Here is a 17426-nt window from a genome sequence, read left to right as displayed (position 1 = left end):
GCATCAGCGTCAAAGACGCTCGGACTACTCACAAGAGACGCCAATTATTCGGCGTCCCCGCCGGTAATACAGGCGCTGATACCTAGAAAGCAATTATGGTGCCACTGGCTGGAAGCCTGTATTTACTGGGCCTTGAAGAAAAAACGACGCTCGCTCTGGAGAGAGAAAGCGCCGTTTTTTTGGGCTTCGTTTCGCTAGGATTTCAGGATTGGCTGATGTGTACAGAGAGGGTAACAAGCGCGGATGTTGCGTCCGCAGGGGAGAATAAGCGGGGGAGCAAGCTTGCTCGCGATGACGGCAACATAGTCACCTTCCCCATGAGCTGAACCACCGCTATCGCGAGCGGACTTGCTCGCGCTAGCGGTGGTTCAGCGATAAGCCTGGGCTCCTACGCGCCTGCCCGGCCAATGAGCTTCGACCACGGCACCGGTACCACCGGTCCAAGGATAAAACCGGGACCGGTCGTCGCCAGGTTGGCGTTGTAGTTCGGATCATGGGACAGCGCGTCCTGCCATTTCCCGACCAGGGCCTGGCGGGCTTCGTCCGAAGACGACAGGATGCCCGGATTGACGACCTGAACGTACGGCGTCCACACCGTGAGATAACCGGCCTGTGCGATTCGCAGGCACAGGTCCACGTCACCCAGCCCCTTGGCGAACAAGGCGTCATCCACGCCATCCGCCGCCTGGAACAGCTGCGCGGAGACCATCAGGCAAGCAAAGGACACCGCAGAGCAATCCTGTTCGGCCACCAGGCGGTTCATGTAGCCCCGCGCATCCGCCGCCTCACCGACGAACGCCGAGCCCACCACGCCGTTGAACCCAAGCATCAGGCCCGCCTGGGTCGTACGTCCCTGACGGTCGATCAATCTGGCACCGACCACGCCGACTTCCGGACGTTGGGCCTGGTTGAGCAGGAGTTCGATCCAGTTGACGTTCACCACTTCGCTGTCCACCGCCAAGGTGAGCAGATACTCACCCTTGGCCTGCTGGCTGGCCTGGTTGATCAGGACCGCCGTGGCAAGCCCCGGCTCGACATCGATGAACCGCACACGACTGGCCTGATGACCCTGGCTGCGGAGCCAGTCCTTCAATGCTGCGCCGTGGACCGGATGTTCGGCCACCAGCAGTTCGAAGCGCTGGTAGCGGGTACGCTGCAGCACGTTGATGATGCATCGCTGCAGGGTGACCAGGTCGCCGTCGCCATGCAGGATAATCGACACCAGCGGACGTTCGATAAAGCGGTAGTCGATCTTGTAGACACCCGGTACCGCCGAACTGACGTCAGCCTTGTAGCCCCGTGCCGCGAGGTGACGAAGCAGGGCCTTGCGCTCGTCGGCGTTGTCGCTGTCCGACTGCGCCTGGCAAATCAGCAGCGGTTCGTCCAGATGCGCCAGGCCGCCCATGCCACCCTGTTCGATCAACCGCAGGAGCAATTCGAACTCCAAGGCGTCCTTGAAATCGCGCGAATACCCCCCGGCCTGCACCAGCACCTCTCGCCGTACCAACCAGTGTCGCGCCATCAACGAAGGTACGCTCAACAACAAATCGAGATTGAAGCCGGGACGGAACACATCGCTCAGGGTTTCATCGGGCTGGCGCTGGAATTCATCCATGGCCACCGCCCGGCATTGCGGTGCGTCAAGCAGTTCCAGGCTGGCATGCAACAGACCGGATGGCGTCAGCTCATCTCCCGCCTCGGCCAGGACCACCCAGTCGCAATCGCTCTGGCTGATGACCTGGTTGATCCGATCCACATAGTTGCTTTCATTGACCTTGACGAAATGCAGGGTGTTCTGGAGGGTCGTTTCGGCCGGCAGGTCACCGGTCGTGAACACAATGATCTTGAATGCCCTGCAAGCCCCGTTGATCACACTGTCGAAGGTGGTCTGCAGGCGGGTGAAATCCGCCTCCAGGTCCAGCAACAGGAGGCCGAACGTCGGTCCGCCCTGATGGCGAGCCAGGTAGCGGGTGATGTCCTTGACCTGGCCCGCGCTCGGCTCACGCCCATCCAGCCAGCGTAGCAACTGGCCGGACCGCATGGTTTCGAAAAGACTGGCATGATCTTGCACCATGACGTCCTGGAGACGCTGCGCCCATTCCTTCAACTTCAGGCTCACTGCTTCGGCACCGCCTTCTTCGAGGATGGCGGCCAACTGTTGCACCACATCGAGGTTGAAAGCGTTGAGTTCGAAAGCCTTGAGCAAGCGTTCGTTAAGCGGTTCGGCGCCGGTGTTGCGCTGTGGTCGCGTCAGTTCTTTTTGCTTGAGCAGCACCGCTTCCAGCTCTTGCAGTTGCACGCGTCCGGCAGGCATCGCATGCATCAGGAACTCGAGCCTGGACAGGCATTCGAAAAACGGCTGATTATAAAACGGCAACTCGACAAACTGCGTCGGCTCGAAACGGCAGACCGGTCCTTCCAACTGCGAAAGCCAGCCCGACTCGAACAGCTTGGCCCGAGCGAAAGCGGCGCGCTGACTCAAATAATCGCCCATCCCCACCAGGCTCTCGACGGCCTGCGATGACTCGTCCTGATCCATCTCGAAAATCGAACCCAGCATCGCCACAAGGCGCTCACGGATCCCCGCTGTGGTCGCATCGCGATAGCTCAGCATGGCCGCCAGTTGGCCTGCTTCAAGTGTCGAAGGGATTTGCAACGCGTGTACCGCGTAAGGAATCGGCAGGATACGCACCTTCGCGGCTGCCATCAGCGCACAACCATGACCAAGCTCTTGCCAGGTCAGGTCGAAATCCGCAGGTAATACGGCGTACCAGCGCCGCACGGTCTCGGTCCGAATGACAGCATTGATCAACGACGGGCAGTGGCTGGCGTACGTCGCCAAGCGTTCCAGGGCACAAGACTCGGCAAAATCCTCGACGCCCTTGCGGTCACGGCGGTAATAATCGACACGAGCGGCGTGGGCCTCGAAGGTCAGCGCGTAACCTTGGCAGGCCGAATAATCGCTGTGGGCAGCCAGGAACTCCAACGACTGATCAAGCGCTTCGGGCAGCAGGAAGGCATCGACATCGACCATGGCCAGGTACGGCGTCGCAACGAGCTCCAGCCCCTGACGCAGCTTGCCAGCGAAGTGACCGGTGTCGGGCCGATGCACATAACGCACGCCGGACAATGTTGCCACACTGTCGGCATCCGGTTCGGCAGACGAATCGAGGACGAGCACAGCGCAGGGGTAAGCTGCGTAGTAACGCAACGCCCTGCGCAAGGCTTCAGGTTGCTCATGGGCCAAAAGCACCAAGGTGAAACGCTCGTTCAACGGAGCGGATGAATCATTGGCAGTACTGCGTTGCATATGAATTCCTATAACGAGCGAGTCGCCTGGTCGGCGGCATCATGTTCATGGCGTCCCGGTTCGAAATCCGGTCGTCGTTCTGTCGGTCAGACTAGGCCGCGCACGGATACTGTCAATCAATCCGGCAGCCAGCCATCGGCCCAGTAGCGCAGGTTATCGCCGCGCAGCATGAAATCGCGCAGCACCATCTCACGTAGCTGATCACCCATTCGATAACTGGCCTGCGGGTCTGACAGATGCATGCGAATCGCCTCCAGCCACTCCTGCGTGCTGTTGGTCTTCACCTGGGTACAGGGTAGATGACCGCGGTAGGCTTCGGTTTCGGTACAAATGACCGGATAGCCGCAAGCACCGTATTCCAACAACCTAAGGTTGCTTTTGCAGTCATTGAAAATATGCTGCTCCAGCGGTGCCAGGGCCAGGTCCAGGTTCAGGCCCGCCAGCTTGGCCGGGTACGAAGAGAGCGCGACGCCGCCATGGTATTCGTGCACATAGGGCCTGAGCGAATCCGGACACATACCGAAAAAAACCCATTCGACTTCGTCGGCCAGCTCGCGTACCACCTCGGCGATGACTTCCAGATCGCCCCGGTGGCTGGTGCCGCCGCCCCAACCGACCCGAGGCTTGATCGAGGTGCGACGCCGGCTGGAGATGCCGTTCCACAGGTGAGGCGCCAGCATGTTCGGCACCACGCGAATATCGTGATGCAGGTTCGACAACGCGTCAGCCAGCGGAAACGTCGAAACCACCACCCGATCGCACAAGGCGATACCGCGTTCCAACAGATCCTGGATATTGTCCGGCATGTTGCGAGTGTGATCGTTCTTTACGGGGATCCGCGCCACATAGTCATCGAGTTCGTAGATGCGCATGGCGTTCGAATAGGTTTTCACCTGGACGAGGTCATTGAACTTACTGTTGTTGTAGCGCCCCTGGAACACAACCACATCCGGCGCTTCGCGCTCGATTTCGATGATCGATGGCATTTCATAGGACACCCGTCCGACGATCCGTCCAGCGTTATGCAATTCAATCAGCGGCTGGCTGATGCGATAGTGGCCGATGGCTGAACTGTTGAGGGCCAGGCCCAGGATGGACGGCAGCGGCTGGCTGCAGAGGGGGTTCCATCCAGTGCGCTGGCCCGGTGCCAGGATGAAGCTGTTACCGGTCAGGCTAAGGTTGCGGTTGTAGGCCGGGTCATTGGCGATTTTGGGTAACCAGCGCTGATAAAACGACTCTTGCTCCTGCTCCACGCGCTGCTTCCAGGACGCCTCGCGGGCAACCCCGACGGAAGGCTTCAGGATCACGTTCGCATAGGGGGTCGTCACCACCAGATAACCTTGCTTGCCAATTTCCAGGCACAGTTCAAGGACATTGATGCCTGGCGTGTCGATGGCAGGCGACAAGCCTCCCACGCTATCGAACACGGCCCTGCGCACCAGCAGGCAATGACCACTCACCGCGCTCCAATTCTGCACGACCTGCAAACGCTGCATGTAGCCGCCGGCAGTGGGTTGCTCGTTGGCAAACGGCCGACCGGCCAGGCCATCGAGCCCGAGCACCAGGCCGGTGTCGATCACCTGGCCCTGCAAGTTCAGGGTTCGCGGGCCAACGATGGCCACTTCAGGACGCTGGGCATGATTCAATAATTCGTCCAACCAGGCCGCGTCGTGAATCACACAAAATGGACTGAGCAACAGCAGGTAATCACCGCGAGCCTGCCGGGCCGCGCAATTCCTCACCTGCGCTTCGTTGCCCTGCTCGTCAGCGACCACTATTCGCAACTTGTCGCTGCCCAACTCGGCCATGGCCTCCAGCCAGTTGCGCATGTCATCGGTTTCGCTGCCATTGTCGACGATGATGACTTCGTAATGCCCATAGTCGGTGGTGGTCAACAAACTGTTGATGCAACTTTCCAGCGCTGCCAGTTGATCCTTGACGCTGATGATGATCGAGACCAGCGGACGCTCCGGATGCAGGTACTCGATCCGCGGGATCAACGGCAACGGTCCAGGATGCAACTGATGCTCCACACCAATGCGCTGCAAGTGGGTCGTCAGCAGACGAGGCCCCTGCTCGATCACCTGCGGTAGCGAAAGCCATTGGGCGAAAGCCTGGGTCGACTCCACCTGGATCTCCGCCAAGTGCTCGATGGTCTGCGGGCCATCGGTTTCCACCAGGCGCCAGATCAGATCATGGGGCGCCAGTTCGCCCAGGTCCGCGTCAAAGCCACCCAGTTCCAGCACGCGCTGGCGCGAGAAGGCCAGGACCCGGCCCACATAAGGGTAGGCACGCATCAGGTCGAGATTGAAATCAGGCTTGAAGATCGGTTCCAGCGATTTGCCGTCTTTCAGCGCACCTTCGTCGCTGTAGACACAGGCAATGCCAGGCATCGCATTGACTCGTTCGGCCAACACCAACAGCGCCGAGGTTCTCAAGCGATCACCGGCACGCAGCAGATAGAACCAATGGGCGCCGTCCAGACGTGGCAACAACTCATTGAGCGCACGAACCCAGTCGGGTTGCAGCGCCAAACGCATCACATTGCCTTCGATCGCACCCCGGCCATTGGAAAACAGCACCACCGGTTCGCTGGTGTAAATCTGCGAGGCAATACTGTCCAGCGTCAATGCCACCGCCTCGGCGTCCCCATCGAAGTCGAACACCACCGGCACAATGCCCGGGCGTTGTGCCCAGAGTTCGACTTGCCGCAGGACCACCCGTTGGCGCGCCTTTTCGAACTGTCGATACTCCAGCCACTGCCGGTAGACTTCGTCGTAACTCTCGGCGTCGGTGCCGACCTGATAGGCGACAATGGCTTGCCGACTGGCCATCAACGAATACAGGTTCAACTCTTCCCACTCGTGGGGCTGGTTCGGCTTGACCTGATCCAGGTTCAGATAACGCACCCAACCCGACGCGGGTGCCGGCTCGCCACTGCGCTGGGCCAACATCTGGGCCAACCAGGTCCACTCGACAATCGAGGCATCGACGATGTCGGGACGGTGAGACAACCTTTGCGGGTACAACCGTTCAAGGCTGCCAAGGCTGCACAGCTCCACCAGGTTGCCGCGCCTTAACAGGCAAATGAACAATGCAAGATCAAGCAGCGCGACAAATCCTTGGCCGACCTGGGCCAAGGCGGGCAGCAACGACACAATGTCCGCCCGACGCATCAGGGCACCGCTGAAACCACCAAAGATATTTCTCGGCGTATCCTCGACGGACGCCAGCAGGTCTTCACCCTTGTATAGCCCTTCGAACAAGGCGATGCCGACGTTTTCCAGGCGAATCGGCAGCACGTAACCGTCAGCATCGATAAAGTGACGCTTGCTGATGACCAACTGAACGTCGTCATGCGCTGCGAGGACCTGTGCCTGTTGACGCACGCAGGATTGGAACAACTTATCGTCATCACACAAGAATTTGATGTATTCCCCACCCGCTTCCTCCAGGCAACGCAACAGGTTCTGCTGGAAGCCCAGCCGCTGGGGATTGCACAGATAGCGCACGGTGATCTTCGAATCATCCTGCAACGAGTCGACGATCTGGCGGATATCGTCACCCAGGCAGTCATCGCACACGATAACTTCCAGGTTTTCGTAATCCTGATCCAGGGCACTCTTGAGCGCCTCGCGGAAAAAGCGAGGGTTGAACGCGGGGATGACGATGCTGACAAGAGGAGTTGGTTTCACGCGAAAGACTCTCGGCTGGCCGGTGCCGCCTCACACGAGAGTCGACCTCCTGAGCCGTAAAAAAAGAGGCTGGGGGGTTACCTCATTCAGACATAACCCCAAGCCCATCAGATCTTGTTGAACAGGCCTAATTGACCGATTTTGCTGAACGCAAGTTGCGACGCTTGCAACATCGTTTGTTGCAGGGTCAAACGTGTCATCACCTCGGCTGGATCGGAATCGCGAATGGCCGACTGAGTCTGTGAGTTGGCCAGGACAAAGCTCTGGTTGGTATCGCTCTGGGTGTCGAGCGACTGGCCGCGCCCGCCGACCGAACTCAACGCGCTGGTCAATTGGTCGGTGCCGCTGGCCAGGTTACCAACGCCCGAAGCCAATGCCGCGTTCAGTTTCTGCCCGGCGATCGCGTTGCCATCGACTGGTTGGTTCAGCGCGCTCCGCAACTGATTAATGGTGTCCAAGATGTTCTGGGTTTCGTGGGTGTTGACCGAAATACTGAACTGATCGTCAGCCGCCGGAGCGCCATTGAGGGTGAAACTGACCCCCGATGCGGTGGCGACGTTGCCCGCCAGGGTGCCGCTGGACACCGGTTTGCTGTCAGCGGTCAGTGGCGCGGCGTACAGGTCGAAGTCCGTGGCATTGGTAAATTTCAGCACCGCCGAGCCCGTCGGAAAGCTGGCGTGGTAGGCCGCTGGATCAGTGATTGAGCTACCGGTGATCTGGGTCGCGGTGGCGTTGCCCGGTGCACGAGCCGGAGTGAACGTATCGGGTTTGGCGGCCAGGGTGAAGGTATGGCCGGGCAATACCGTGCCCGCCGCGTCACCGGTTTTCAGGTTCACGTTCAAGGTCAGGTCGACGCCGCGAAAGACCACGCTCTGCCCTGCCTGGGAGCTGGGGTCTATGACCCCGCCCTTGCTGGCTTCGGCGGTCACATCATTGCCGCCCGAATCGGTGATTTTCAACTGGGTGCCGCTGACAAATTCCACTGTGTACGGCTCGCCACTGCGGAACTGGCTGTTGTAGGTCACGCTGGACGACACTTGGCCGTTGGTCAACACCACGCGACCATCATCCACCGCCGGCGCGGTCATGGTGACCTGGCTGCGACTGGTGTTGACGGCTTGCTGGAACACTTCCCAGCCAGTGCTGTTGGTGGCCATCGACATGGTGTCGCCGATCGGCAGGTCCAGGGTCACCTGGTCGCCGTTGTAACTGTAGGTACCATCGTCGTTGCGGGTGAACGGTACGACATCGCCCTTGGAACCGGAAAAGATGTATTTGCCGTTTTCATCCTTGGTGTTCATCAGGCTCAGCAACTGATCTTCGATCGACCCCAACTCCGAGGCAACGGCTTTACGGTCCGCGTCGGTGTAGGCGGCGTTGCCGGCACTGACGGCCAATTCCTTGGCGCGCTGCAGCACGTTGCCGATGCTGGTCATGACCGCTTCGGTCGTGCCCAGGGTCGCCTTGATGGTGGTGACGTTGGCTTCATATTGGGAAAGCATCGAAGCCTGGTTGCCCAACTGCAACAGACGCGAAGCGCCCACCGGATCATCGGCGGCGGTGTTCACACGTACCAGGCTGCTGGCTTCTTCGCTGGTCTTGACCACCTTGGCGAAGTTTTTCTGGTAGTTCGCAGCCGTGCTTTCGTAAAACTGAGAAGTAGAAATGCGCATGGGCTACGGCTCCTTAAAGACTGTTGATCAAAGTGCTGAAGATTTGCTGCGCCGCCTTGATGATCTGCGAAGACGCGGTGTAGTACTGCTGGAACTTGACCAGGTTGCCGGTTTCTTCATCCAGGTCCACGCCCGACAGCGAATCGCGGGCGGTCTTGGCATTGTCCAGGATCGCACCAGTGGCGGCACTGTCGAGCTTGCCCTGGGCGGCCTTGGCGCCGACGCCTTCCACCAGCTTGCCGTAGGCATCGTTCAGGGAAATACCCTTGCTGGAGGAACCGGTGTCCACGGTCTTGGCGGTCTGCAAGCCGGCCAGGACAGTACCGTTACGGTTGTCCAGGCTGCCGGGCTGGCTGAGGCTGACATTGATGGACGCTCCGTTGGACGGAGCACCGGCAATGGACATGTCGAACGTGACGGTGCGTTGTACCGGTGGCACGGACGAATCCATGATCGGGGCGCCACTGGCATCCTTGAGCGGAACACTCAAGCTCAGGGTGTTGCTTTCCCCAGGTTTGATCGTGCCATTGCTGATCTGAACGCCCTTGGCATCGAGCAACTGATAAGCCTGGCTGGTGCCATCGGCGGACGTCGCGCCGAACACCACCTTGACCGGCATGGAGTTCTTGATGCCGTTCTGGACGATGGTCGTGGTGGCGGCGTCGTAGATGTCCAGCTTGGTGGTCATGCTCGGCTGGCCGTTGGCCGGAATGGTCAGCGTACCGCTGCCCCCTGGCACGATGGCGGCACCCAACGGCGCGGCAATCGCCAGCCGCTTGGAGTCGGTCATCTCGGTCTTGATATTGGCCGCCTCGTTGCGGGTCGGCGTGAGTTTGAATGTATCGCCGGCGGCCGCGGTGCCGTTGGCGAAGGTCATCGAGAAACCGTCAATCACCGGCGGCGGCGTGGTCGCGGTGTTGAACGCGCCCATCGAGGTGCCGTCGGGCAGGCGCTGGACGGTGTAGTCCGTACCGCTGGTGAACGTTACCTTGTAGTCGTTGGTGGTCAGCTTGCCGGAGTCTTTGATGGCGATGTTGAAGTTGCCGGAGCCGGCGCTGTTGTTCAACGACGCAACGCTGCGCTGGCTGATCTGCGCGGCGCTGTTGATGTTAGTGAACAGGTTGGAGCCGAAGGCCCCGTTCATGTCGATGCCCGAGGCCTGGATGCTGTTCATCTGGTCGGCGACCACCAGGGCCACGCGGCCCAGCTCGTTCATGGCCGGATCGAGCACGGTGCTGCGGTAGCGCATCAGGCCACCGATCTCGCCGCCGGTGAGCACCGACGTCAGGTCCATGGAACTGGAACCGCTGTTGAGCTGGATACCTATGCGCCCCGGATCGTTCTTGTCCGGCACCGCTTGCAGGGTATTGACGATGTTGCCCATCACCAACGGTTGGCCGGAGCCCAGGTAGATGTCCAGGCTGCTGCCGTTCTCGACGACCTGCGTGCCAGTGAACGTCGAGAGTTGGCGAATGGTTTCGCTGCGGGCATCGAGCAGGTCATTGGGCGCGCCGCCGGCGTTGGAGACTTCGGCGATTTTCTTGTTCAACTGCGCAACGGTAGCCGCCAGGTTATTGACCTGGTCGACCATGTTCGACAGGTTGCCGTTGATGTTCTGGCTCTGCTCCGTCAACTGGTTGGCAACCGAATTGAAACGGTTACTCAAGGCCTGGGCGTCGCTGAGCAGCAACTGACGGGATGCATCGTCACCCGGCTTGGCGTTGACGTTCTGCACCGAGGCGAAAAACTTGGTCAGGGCACCATTGAGACCGGTGCCGCTGTCCGACAACAGGGAGTCGAGCGGAGTGATCTGGCCCTGATAGGCCGCCGCGTCACTGTTGAGCGACGTGGTGGTTTTCAGTTGTGCTTCAAGGAAGGCGTTATACACCCGGCGCACATCGGCCAGGGTCGTGCCGGAACCAATGAACACGTTGCCGTACTGGTTCGAAGCCTTGGTGGTCTGTACGGTCTGCTGGCGCGAATAACCGGCGGTATCGACGTTGGCGATGTTGTTGCCCGTGGTCACCAACGCAGTCTGGCTTGCTGACAGACCCGACATCCCTATATTGAGCAAACTCATGGTTCAGACCTTATAAAGTCGTGGTGGCGCCTGCAGAAGCGTAGTTTTGGTAACTCGTCATCTGCCGGGCTATGTTCGAAATCTTGCTGGCGTAGTGCGGATCGGTGGCGTAACCGGCCTTTTGCAACTCGCGTACAAACTGTTCCGGGTTATCGGCAGACTTCAGCACATCTTGATAGCGACTGTTGCTTTGCAGCAGGTTGACCAAGTCGTGGAAACTGTCGCGGTACGAGGCGTAGGAACGGAACTCGGCCGTCTCCTTGACCATCGCGCCATTGCGGAATTCGCTGGTGATCGCCCGGGCCGAATCGCCCTTCCAATTGGCGCTGGCCTTGATACCGAACAGGTTGTGACTGCTGCTGCCATCGGGCTGGCGCATGACCGATTTGCCCCAACCGGTTTCCAGAGCGGCCTGGGCCACCAGGTAACGCGGGTCGACACCGATGCGGTCGGCCGCTTCCTTGGCCATTGGCAACATGGCGTTGACGAATTCGTCGGCATCGCGGAAGGCCTTGCGTGCCGGTGCCAGCGGTGGCTGGGCCACGGCGCGGCCATAGACCTGCATGTCGCCTTTCGGCTCGGCGGCCTTGAGTGCGGCCAACCAGTCGCCATTGGCCAATTCGCCAGTCGCCGGCTTGACGGCGGCGATGGCGCGATCCGTCAGGACGTTCTGTGCAGGCACATCGGCGTTGGCCGCGGCCGAAGGCACCAGCCCGGCAAGCAGGCGGTCAGCCAGTTTCGGCGGCAAGGCCAGGCGGCGCTGGTTGATCAGCTCCATGTCATTGCGATGAGTACCCTCGCCCGCCCCTTGCGGCACGTTCACCGCCCGGGAAGCCCACAGCGGACGCTGGCCGTTGGAGCGTGAAAGAGGACCGTCGGGCAGCGTGCCGGCGGCCACTGGCGTTGGCACCGCTGCCTTGGCGACCTTGTCCAGCGCCTCTTGCTGCTTGGCGGCCGACAAGCTTGCCGCCTCGCCTGGCGCCAGCGGTTTGTTCTTGGACATCTGGCGCAGCAGCACATCGGCCAGGCCGATACCACCGCCTTCTCGGGACATGGAGACGGCCAACTGCTGGTCGTACATTTCCTGGTACTGCTTGGCTTCCGGCGTGTTCATCGGATTGTCCTTGCCCAGCGCATCGGTGGCCGAACGCATGGACTTGAGCATTTCGCCAAGGAACAGCGACTCGAATTCCTGAGCCACTTTACGCAGGTTGCCGTCGCTGTTCTTGTCGCCAACCTTGAGTTGGTTCAGTCGGTTCAAGTCCGAGTAGGAGCCCGAATCCCCGCTGATCAAAGTGCCCTTGCGCATGTCCATGGACCGGTCCTCAAATCACGATCAGGTCGGCTTGCAACGCGCCGGCCTGTTTCAAGGCTTCGAGAATCGCCATCAAGTCGCCTGGCGCCGCGCCGACCTGGTTCACCGCCCGGACGATTTCATCCAGGGTAGTGCCCGGGCCGAACTTGAACATCGGCTTGGCTTCTTGCTCGGCATTGACCCGCGAACGGGGGACCACGGCTGTCTGGCCGTTGGACAACGGACCAGGCTGGCTGACGATCGGGTCTTCGGTGATGGTCACGGTCAGGCTGCCGTGGGTCACGGCGGCCGGAGACACCTTGACGTTCTGGCCGATCACGATAGTGCCGGTGCGCGAGTTGATGATGACTTTCGCCACCGCCTGGCCCGGGTCGACCTCGAGGTTTTCCAGGATCGACAGGTAATCGACCCGCTGGCTCGGATCCAGTGGCGCGGTGACGCGGATCGAGCCGCCGTCGAGGGCCTGGGCCACGCCTGGGCCGAGCATGTCATTGATCTTGTCGACGATACGCTTGGCGGTGGTGAAGTCGGAACGGTTGAGGTTCAGCGTCAGGCTGTTGCCCTGATTGAAACCGCTCGGCACTGCACGTTCCACCGACGCACCGCCAGGGATGCGACCGGCCGACGGAACGTTGACGGTGATCTTCGAACCGTCGCGCCCTTCAGCATCGAAACCGCCCACCACCAGGTTGCCCTGGGCGATGGCGTAGACATTGCCGTCGATACCCTTGAGCGGCGTCAGCAGCAGGGTGCCGCCACGCAGGCTCTTGGAGTTACCAATGGACGAGACGGTGATATCCACCAGTTGGCCGGGCTTGGCGAACGCCGGCAGATCGGCACTGATCGACACCGCCGCGACGTTTTTCAACTGGACGTTGCCGGAACCGGCCGGCACCTTGATGCCGAACTGCGACAACATGTTGTTGAAGGTCTGCAAGGTGAACGGGGTCTGGGTGGTCTGGTCACCGGTGCCGTTCAGGCCCACGACCAGGCCGTAGCCGATCAACTGGTTGGAACGCACGCCGGAAATGCTGGCAATGTCCTTCAGACGCTCGGCTTGAGCGGTAAAGGCTGCCGACATTACCAGGGCACCGAGCAACAGCTGCTTAAGATTCAACTGGGCCACCTAGAAAGGGAACTTCGGGCTGAGGAAGAAACGGTCGAACCAACCTGGCTGGCTCGCATCGGCAAAGGCACCGGTGCCCGAGTAGGTGATGCGTGCATCGGCCACCCGAGTCGAGGAAACCGTGTTGTCGGTGGCGATGTCATCGGCGCGAACCATGCCGGCGATGCGCACCAGTTCGTCACCGGTGTTGAGGGTCAGCCACTTCTCGCCACGCACGACGATGATGCCGTTGGGCAGCACATCGGCGACGGTCACGGTAATCGAGCCGGTCAGGCTGTTGCTCTGCCCGGATTTGCTGTCGCCCTTGGTGGCACGGTCGGAGCCATAGCCGGCGTTGAGGCTCAAGTCGCCGCCACCGATCGGGTTATTGGCGGTCAGGCCGGAGCCGAACAGCGAGGTCAGGCCAACGCTGGTCTTGCTGGTCTTGTCCAGTTGCGAGTTGGCATTCTTGCTGGCCTGGGTCCGCTCGTTCAGGGTGATGGTGATGATGTCACCGACCCGGAAAGCCTTGCGATCGCTGTACAGGTTCTGCTCGAAGCCAGCCTGGTAGATCGAGCCATTGTTGGCCGCAGCCGGCAACGGCGTGCGCGGCAACACCGGGGCGTAATACGGGTCATTGGGCCTGGGTGTCGGCGCGACACAGCCCGCGAGTGCGGTGATCCCACTCAGTGCCAGAATAGATACGAAGCGTTTCATGACCCTACCTCTTGGTGTTGCAGGCGCCCCTGGGGCCGCCCTGTCTACGTAATGACGGACGTTGCGACGTGATTACAGATTCTGCGTAACGAACGAGAGCATCTGGTCGGCAGTGGAGATCACCTTGGAGTTCATCTCGTAGGCGCGCTGGGTGGTGATCATGTTGACCATCTCCTCCACGGTGCTCACGTTCGACGTTTCCAGGGTGTTCTGCAGCGTGGTACCGAAACCGTTCAGGCCGGGAGTGCCGACTTGCGGCGCGCCACTGGCGGCGGTTTCCAGGAACAGGTTATTGCCCACTGCTTGCAGGCCGGCCGGGTTGATGAAGTCGGCGGTCTGCAGGTTGCCGATCACCTGGGAGGCCGGGTTGCCCGCCACGGTGATGGACACGGTGCCGTCGCGGCCCACGGTGAAGGTCTGGGCATCGTTCGGGATGATGATGGCCGGCTCCAGGGCGAAACCGCTGGCGTTGACGATCTGGCCGTTGGAGTCGAGGTGGAACGTACCGTCACGGGTGTAGGACGTGGTGCCGTCCGGCTGCAGGATCTGGAAGAAACCGCGACCGTCGATGGCCATGTCCAGCGGCTGCTCGGTGGTTTGCAGGCTGCCGGCAGTGAAGTTTTTCTGGGTGCCGACAATGCGCACACCGGTACCCACTTGCAGGCCCGACGGCAGTTCGCTGTCCTGGGTCGATTGGGCGCCAGGCTGGCGTTTTACTTGATACAGCAGGTCCTGGAACTCGGCACGATCACGTTTGAAACCCGTGGTCGAAACGTTCGCCAGGTTGTTGGAAATGGTCGTCAGGTTGGTGTCCTGGGCGGACAGACCTGTTTTGGCAACCCATAGAGCCGGAAGCATTCGATTCTCCTCGTACGCCTGTTTTTCGGCGCAGCGCTGTAATTAATAGTTAGATCTGCAAGACCCGAGCCATGGCTTCATCGCCTTCTTTGGCGGTGTTCATCATCTTGACGTGAAGCTCGAACTGCTTGGCCAGGGCCAGCACCGAGGTCATTTCATCCACGGCATTGACGTTGCTCGCTTCCTGGAAACCCGACACCAACTGCACGTTGGCATCGATGGGCGCCGGCTGGCCGTCCTTGGTCCGGATCGAACCGTCCAGGCCCTTGGTCATGTTCTTGAGGTCCGGGTTGACCAGCTTGATGCGGTCCACTTCAGCCATCACTCGCGGGCCTTCGCCCATGGCGCGGATGCTGATGGTGCCGTCCTGGCCGATTTCGATTTTCTGCTCTGGCGGCACGGCGATCGGACCGCCGTTGCCCATCACCGGCATGCCGTTGCCGGCCCGCAGCACGCCCAGGGCGTCGACATTGAGGCTACCGGTGCGCACGTAGCTTTCACCGCCATCGGGGTTCTGCACGGCCATCCAGCCCGGCCCACTGACCGCCACGTCGAGGTCACGACCGGTTTCCACCAGTGCACCCGGAGTGAAGTCCGTGGCAGGCCGTTCGGACAGGGCAAACGCCCGCGCCGGAAAGCTGTCGCCGAATACCGGCATCGAGCGCGCCTGTTCCAGGTCTTTCTGAAATCCGTTGGTGGAGATGTTCGCCAGGTTGTTGGCATGGGCCCGCTGCGCCAGTGCGTTCTGGCTGGCGCCGGTCATTGCCACATAAAGGTACTTGTCCACTGTCGTTCCTCTGCATGCCGGACGTTTGCCGCCCACTGCTGTGTTGCACAGCCTCAAGCAATTTGCAGACCAACTTTTTTCTGGCGCTGATAGGCCCGGTAAACAAAGGGCTTGGAGACACAGGAAGGGATTGTGCAAATGTATCGAAGACGAAAAACCGGCGGTGTCGTGCCGGTGCAAGGCAAAGGTTTACCCATCCGGCAACTGCACCCCATTTGATTACGCTCCAGGCTCCTTGCCAACTTCATATTCGCGCAACTTGTTGGCAATGGTCGTATGGGAAACCCCCAGCCGCTTGCCCAATTGCCGGCTGCTGGGGTGCTCGGAGTACAAGCGCTCCAGCACCGCTTTCTCGAAACGCCCAACGATCTCGTTCAACCCACCTTCAAGGGAAAAATCGCCAAGGGGCTGGCGCACCCCGTAATCCGGCAGGCGGATATGCTCGGCCTTCACCGTGCCGCCGTCACACAGGGAAACGGCCTGGAACAGCACGTTTTCCAACTGCCGGACGTTGCCCGGCCAGTGGTAGTGACTGAGACGGTCCATCGCCGCCGGGGCCAGCTTGGGCAAGGCGCAGCCGATCTGGCGGCTGGCCTGGTCGAGGAAATGTTCCACCAGCGGCGCCAAGCCATCGAGGCATTCGCGCAGCGGGGGGATGTGCAAGGAAAGCACGTTCAAGCGGTGGTACAGATCCTGACGGAATTCGCCCCGGGCGCAGAGTTCGGACAAATCGACCTGGGTGGCGCAGATGACCCTGACGTCCAGGTACACCTCTTCGTCGCTGCCGACACGCCGGAAGCAACCGTCCTGCAGGAAGCGCAGCAATTTCACTTGCAGGCGCGGGCTCATCTCTCCAACCCCATCGAGGAACAGCGTCCCCCCGGCGGTCAGTTCCAGCAGGCCGAGCTTGCCTTCGGCCCGAGCCCCTTCGAAGGCCCCCGGGCCATAGCCGAACAGTTCGGTCTCGGCCATGGACTCCGGCAGCCCGGCACAGTTGAGTGCCATCAATGGCGACTGGCCGCGCGGGCTCGCCAAGTGACAGGCGCGGGCCAGCAGTTCCTTGCCGGTGCCGGTTTCGCCTTCTATTAGTAGCGGCGCGTCCAGCGGGGCCATGCGCCGGGCCTCGCGCACCACCGCCGCCATCACCTTCGAACTCTGGAAAATACTGTCGAAGCCGCGCAACTCCTGCTTGCGCACGTTATAGATACGTTCGCCCACGCGGTCGGCCCGGTGCAGCGTCAGCACCGCACCGGCCATGGCTTCGCTGTCGTCGTGTTCCGATTGCAGTGGCGCGATGTCCGCCAGGAACACATCACCCTTGACCTTGACCCGCAGGCCGTTGATGCGCGACTGGTTGGCGCGCACCAGTTCCGGCAAGTCGAAATCCTCGGCGTAGCGGGACAAGGGGATCCCCGGCACCTCATCGACACGCACCCCGAGCAACTGCGCCGCCGCCCGGTTGGCCGCAACGATGGAGCCGCCCATGTCGATGGACAGCACCGGGAATTCCAAGGCGCCGAGCAAGGCGTTGAGTTCCATGTGCCGACGCTCGCTGGGCATCAGGCCTACACGCTTGACGCCAAATACCCCGGCAATGCCTTCGAATTTCGGACGCAACGCCTGGAACTGGATGTTGATCAGGTTCGGGCAGTGTAGGTAGATCGCGTTGCCATGCTCACCACCGACCTCCCCCCGGGCGACGTTGATGCCGTACTCCACCAACAGGTTGAGAATGTCCCGCAGGATGCCGATGCGGTTCTGGCAATGGACTTTGATGCGCATGAAAAGGCCCGGGTGCGTATGGAATAGAAAGGCGCGCCATTCAAGTCCCCTGTGGCGAGGGAGCTTGCTCCCGCTGGGGCGCGAAGCGGCCCTGTTTTTGGGGC

General features: G+C 60.9%; 10 protein-coding genes. All 10 read right to left on the bottom strand.

The features are described from left to right. Positions 1-388: 388 nt before the first annotated feature. The 10 genes from LQ215_RS18560 to LQ215_RS18515 all read right to left on the bottom strand — a co-directional run bounded on the left by LQ215_RS18560 (position 389) and on the right by LQ215_RS18515 (position 17322). Positions 389-3310, bottom strand: a complete 2922-nt coding sequence (locus LQ215_RS18560) for a glycosyltransferase family 2 protein (RefSeq protein ID WP_230151977.1) — start codon at positions 3308-3310, stop codon at positions 389-391. A 116-nt stretch (positions 3311-3426) separates the two neighbouring features. Then, positions 3427-7005 carry a glycosyltransferase gene (locus LQ215_RS18555; protein WP_230151975.1) on the bottom strand — a complete coding sequence of 1193 codons (3579 nt, stop codon included), beginning with the start codon at positions 7003-7005 and terminating at the stop codon, positions 3427-3429. A 107-nt stretch (positions 7006-7112) separates the two neighbouring features. Then, on the bottom strand, positions 7113-8678 hold the full coding sequence (locus tag LQ215_RS18550; RefSeq protein ID WP_230151973.1) for a flagellar hook-associated protein 3: 1566 nt from the start codon (positions 8676-8678) through the stop codon (positions 7113-7115). A 13-nt stretch (positions 8679-8691) separates the two neighbouring features. Further along, positions 8692-10758: a flagellar hook-associated protein FlgK gene (flgK, locus tag LQ215_RS18545; protein WP_003199056.1), complete on the bottom strand. Its 2067-nt coding sequence runs from the start codon at positions 10756-10758 to the stop codon at positions 8692-8694. Between the two features lie 10 nt (positions 10759-10768). Continuing rightward, positions 10769-12073, bottom strand: a complete 1305-nt coding sequence (flgJ, locus tag LQ215_RS18540; RefSeq protein WP_003199053.1) for a flagellar assembly peptidoglycan hydrolase FlgJ — start codon at positions 12071-12073, stop codon at positions 10769-10771. Between the two features lie 10 nt (positions 12074-12083). Next, complete coding sequence (locus LQ215_RS18535) at positions 12084-13154, bottom strand: flagellar basal body P-ring protein FlgI (protein WP_230152013.1); 1071 nt, start codon at positions 13152-13154, stop codon at positions 12084-12086. A gap of 45 nt (positions 13155-13199) precedes the next feature. Continuing rightward, positions 13200-13895 (bottom strand): flagellar basal body L-ring protein FlgH, encoded by a 696-nt coding sequence (gene flgH, locus LQ215_RS18530; protein ID WP_230151971.1) that lies wholly within the window; start codon positions 13893-13895, stop codon positions 13200-13202. Between the two features lie 72 nt (positions 13896-13967). After that, positions 13968-14753, bottom strand: a complete 786-nt coding sequence (gene flgG / locus LQ215_RS18525) for a flagellar basal-body rod protein FlgG (protein WP_003199045.1) — start codon at positions 14751-14753, stop codon at positions 13968-13970. A gap of 49 nt (positions 14754-14802) precedes the next feature. Next, the gene (locus tag LQ215_RS18520) at positions 14803-15540 is read right to left on the bottom strand and encodes a flagellar basal body rod protein FlgF (protein WP_060738660.1); all 738 of its coding nucleotides are present in this window, start codon (positions 15538-15540) and stop codon (positions 14803-14805) included. A 219-nt stretch (positions 15541-15759) separates the two neighbouring features. Further along, entirely contained in the window at positions 15760-17322 is a 1563-nt protein-coding gene (locus LQ215_RS18515; protein ID WP_230151970.1) for a sigma-54-dependent transcriptional regulator, read from the bottom strand. Positions 17323-17426 lie beyond the last annotated feature (104 nt).

It is taken from the genome of Pseudomonas brassicacearum, from assembly GCF_918698105.1.
Taxonomy (GTDB): domain Bacteria; phylum Pseudomonadota; class Gammaproteobacteria; order Pseudomonadales; family Pseudomonadaceae; genus Aquipseudomonas; species Aquipseudomonas brassicacearum_F.
The sequence above is the reverse complement of the archived record's forward strand: the minus strand, read 5'-3'. Positions and strand labels throughout refer to the sequence as shown.

Excerpts from the sequence above, each read along its gene's own strand:
- LQ215_RS18535 (WP_230152013.1), bottom strand. The coding sequence starts at position 13,154 with ATGTCGGCAGCCTTTACCGCTCAAGCCGAGCGTCTGAAGGACATTGCC.
- flgK (WP_003199056.1), bottom strand. The coding sequence starts at position 10,758 with ATGAGTTTGCTCAATATAGGGATGTCGGGTCTGTCAGCAAGCCAGACT.
- flgJ (WP_003199053.1), bottom strand. The coding sequence starts at position 12,073 with ATGGACATGCGCAAGGGCACTTTGATCAGCGGGGATTCGGGCTCCTAC.
- LQ215_RS18560 (WP_230151977.1), bottom strand. The coding sequence starts at position 3,310 with ATGCAACGCAGTACTGCCAATGATTCATCCGCTCCGTTGAACGAGCGT.
- LQ215_RS18515 (WP_230151970.1), bottom strand. The coding sequence starts at position 17,322 with ATGCGCATCAAAGTCCATTGCCAGAACCGCATCGGCATCCTGCGGGAC.
- flgH (WP_230151971.1), bottom strand. The coding sequence starts at position 13,895 with ATGAAACGCTTCGTATCTATTCTGGCACTGAGTGGGATCACCGCACTC.
- LQ215_RS18550 (WP_230151973.1), bottom strand. The coding sequence starts at position 8,678 with ATGCGCATTTCTACTTCTCAGTTTTACGAAAGCACGGCTGCGAACTAC.
- flgG (WP_003199045.1), bottom strand. The coding sequence starts at position 14,753 with ATGCTTCCGGCTCTATGGGTTGCCAAAACAGGTCTGTCCGCCCAGGAC.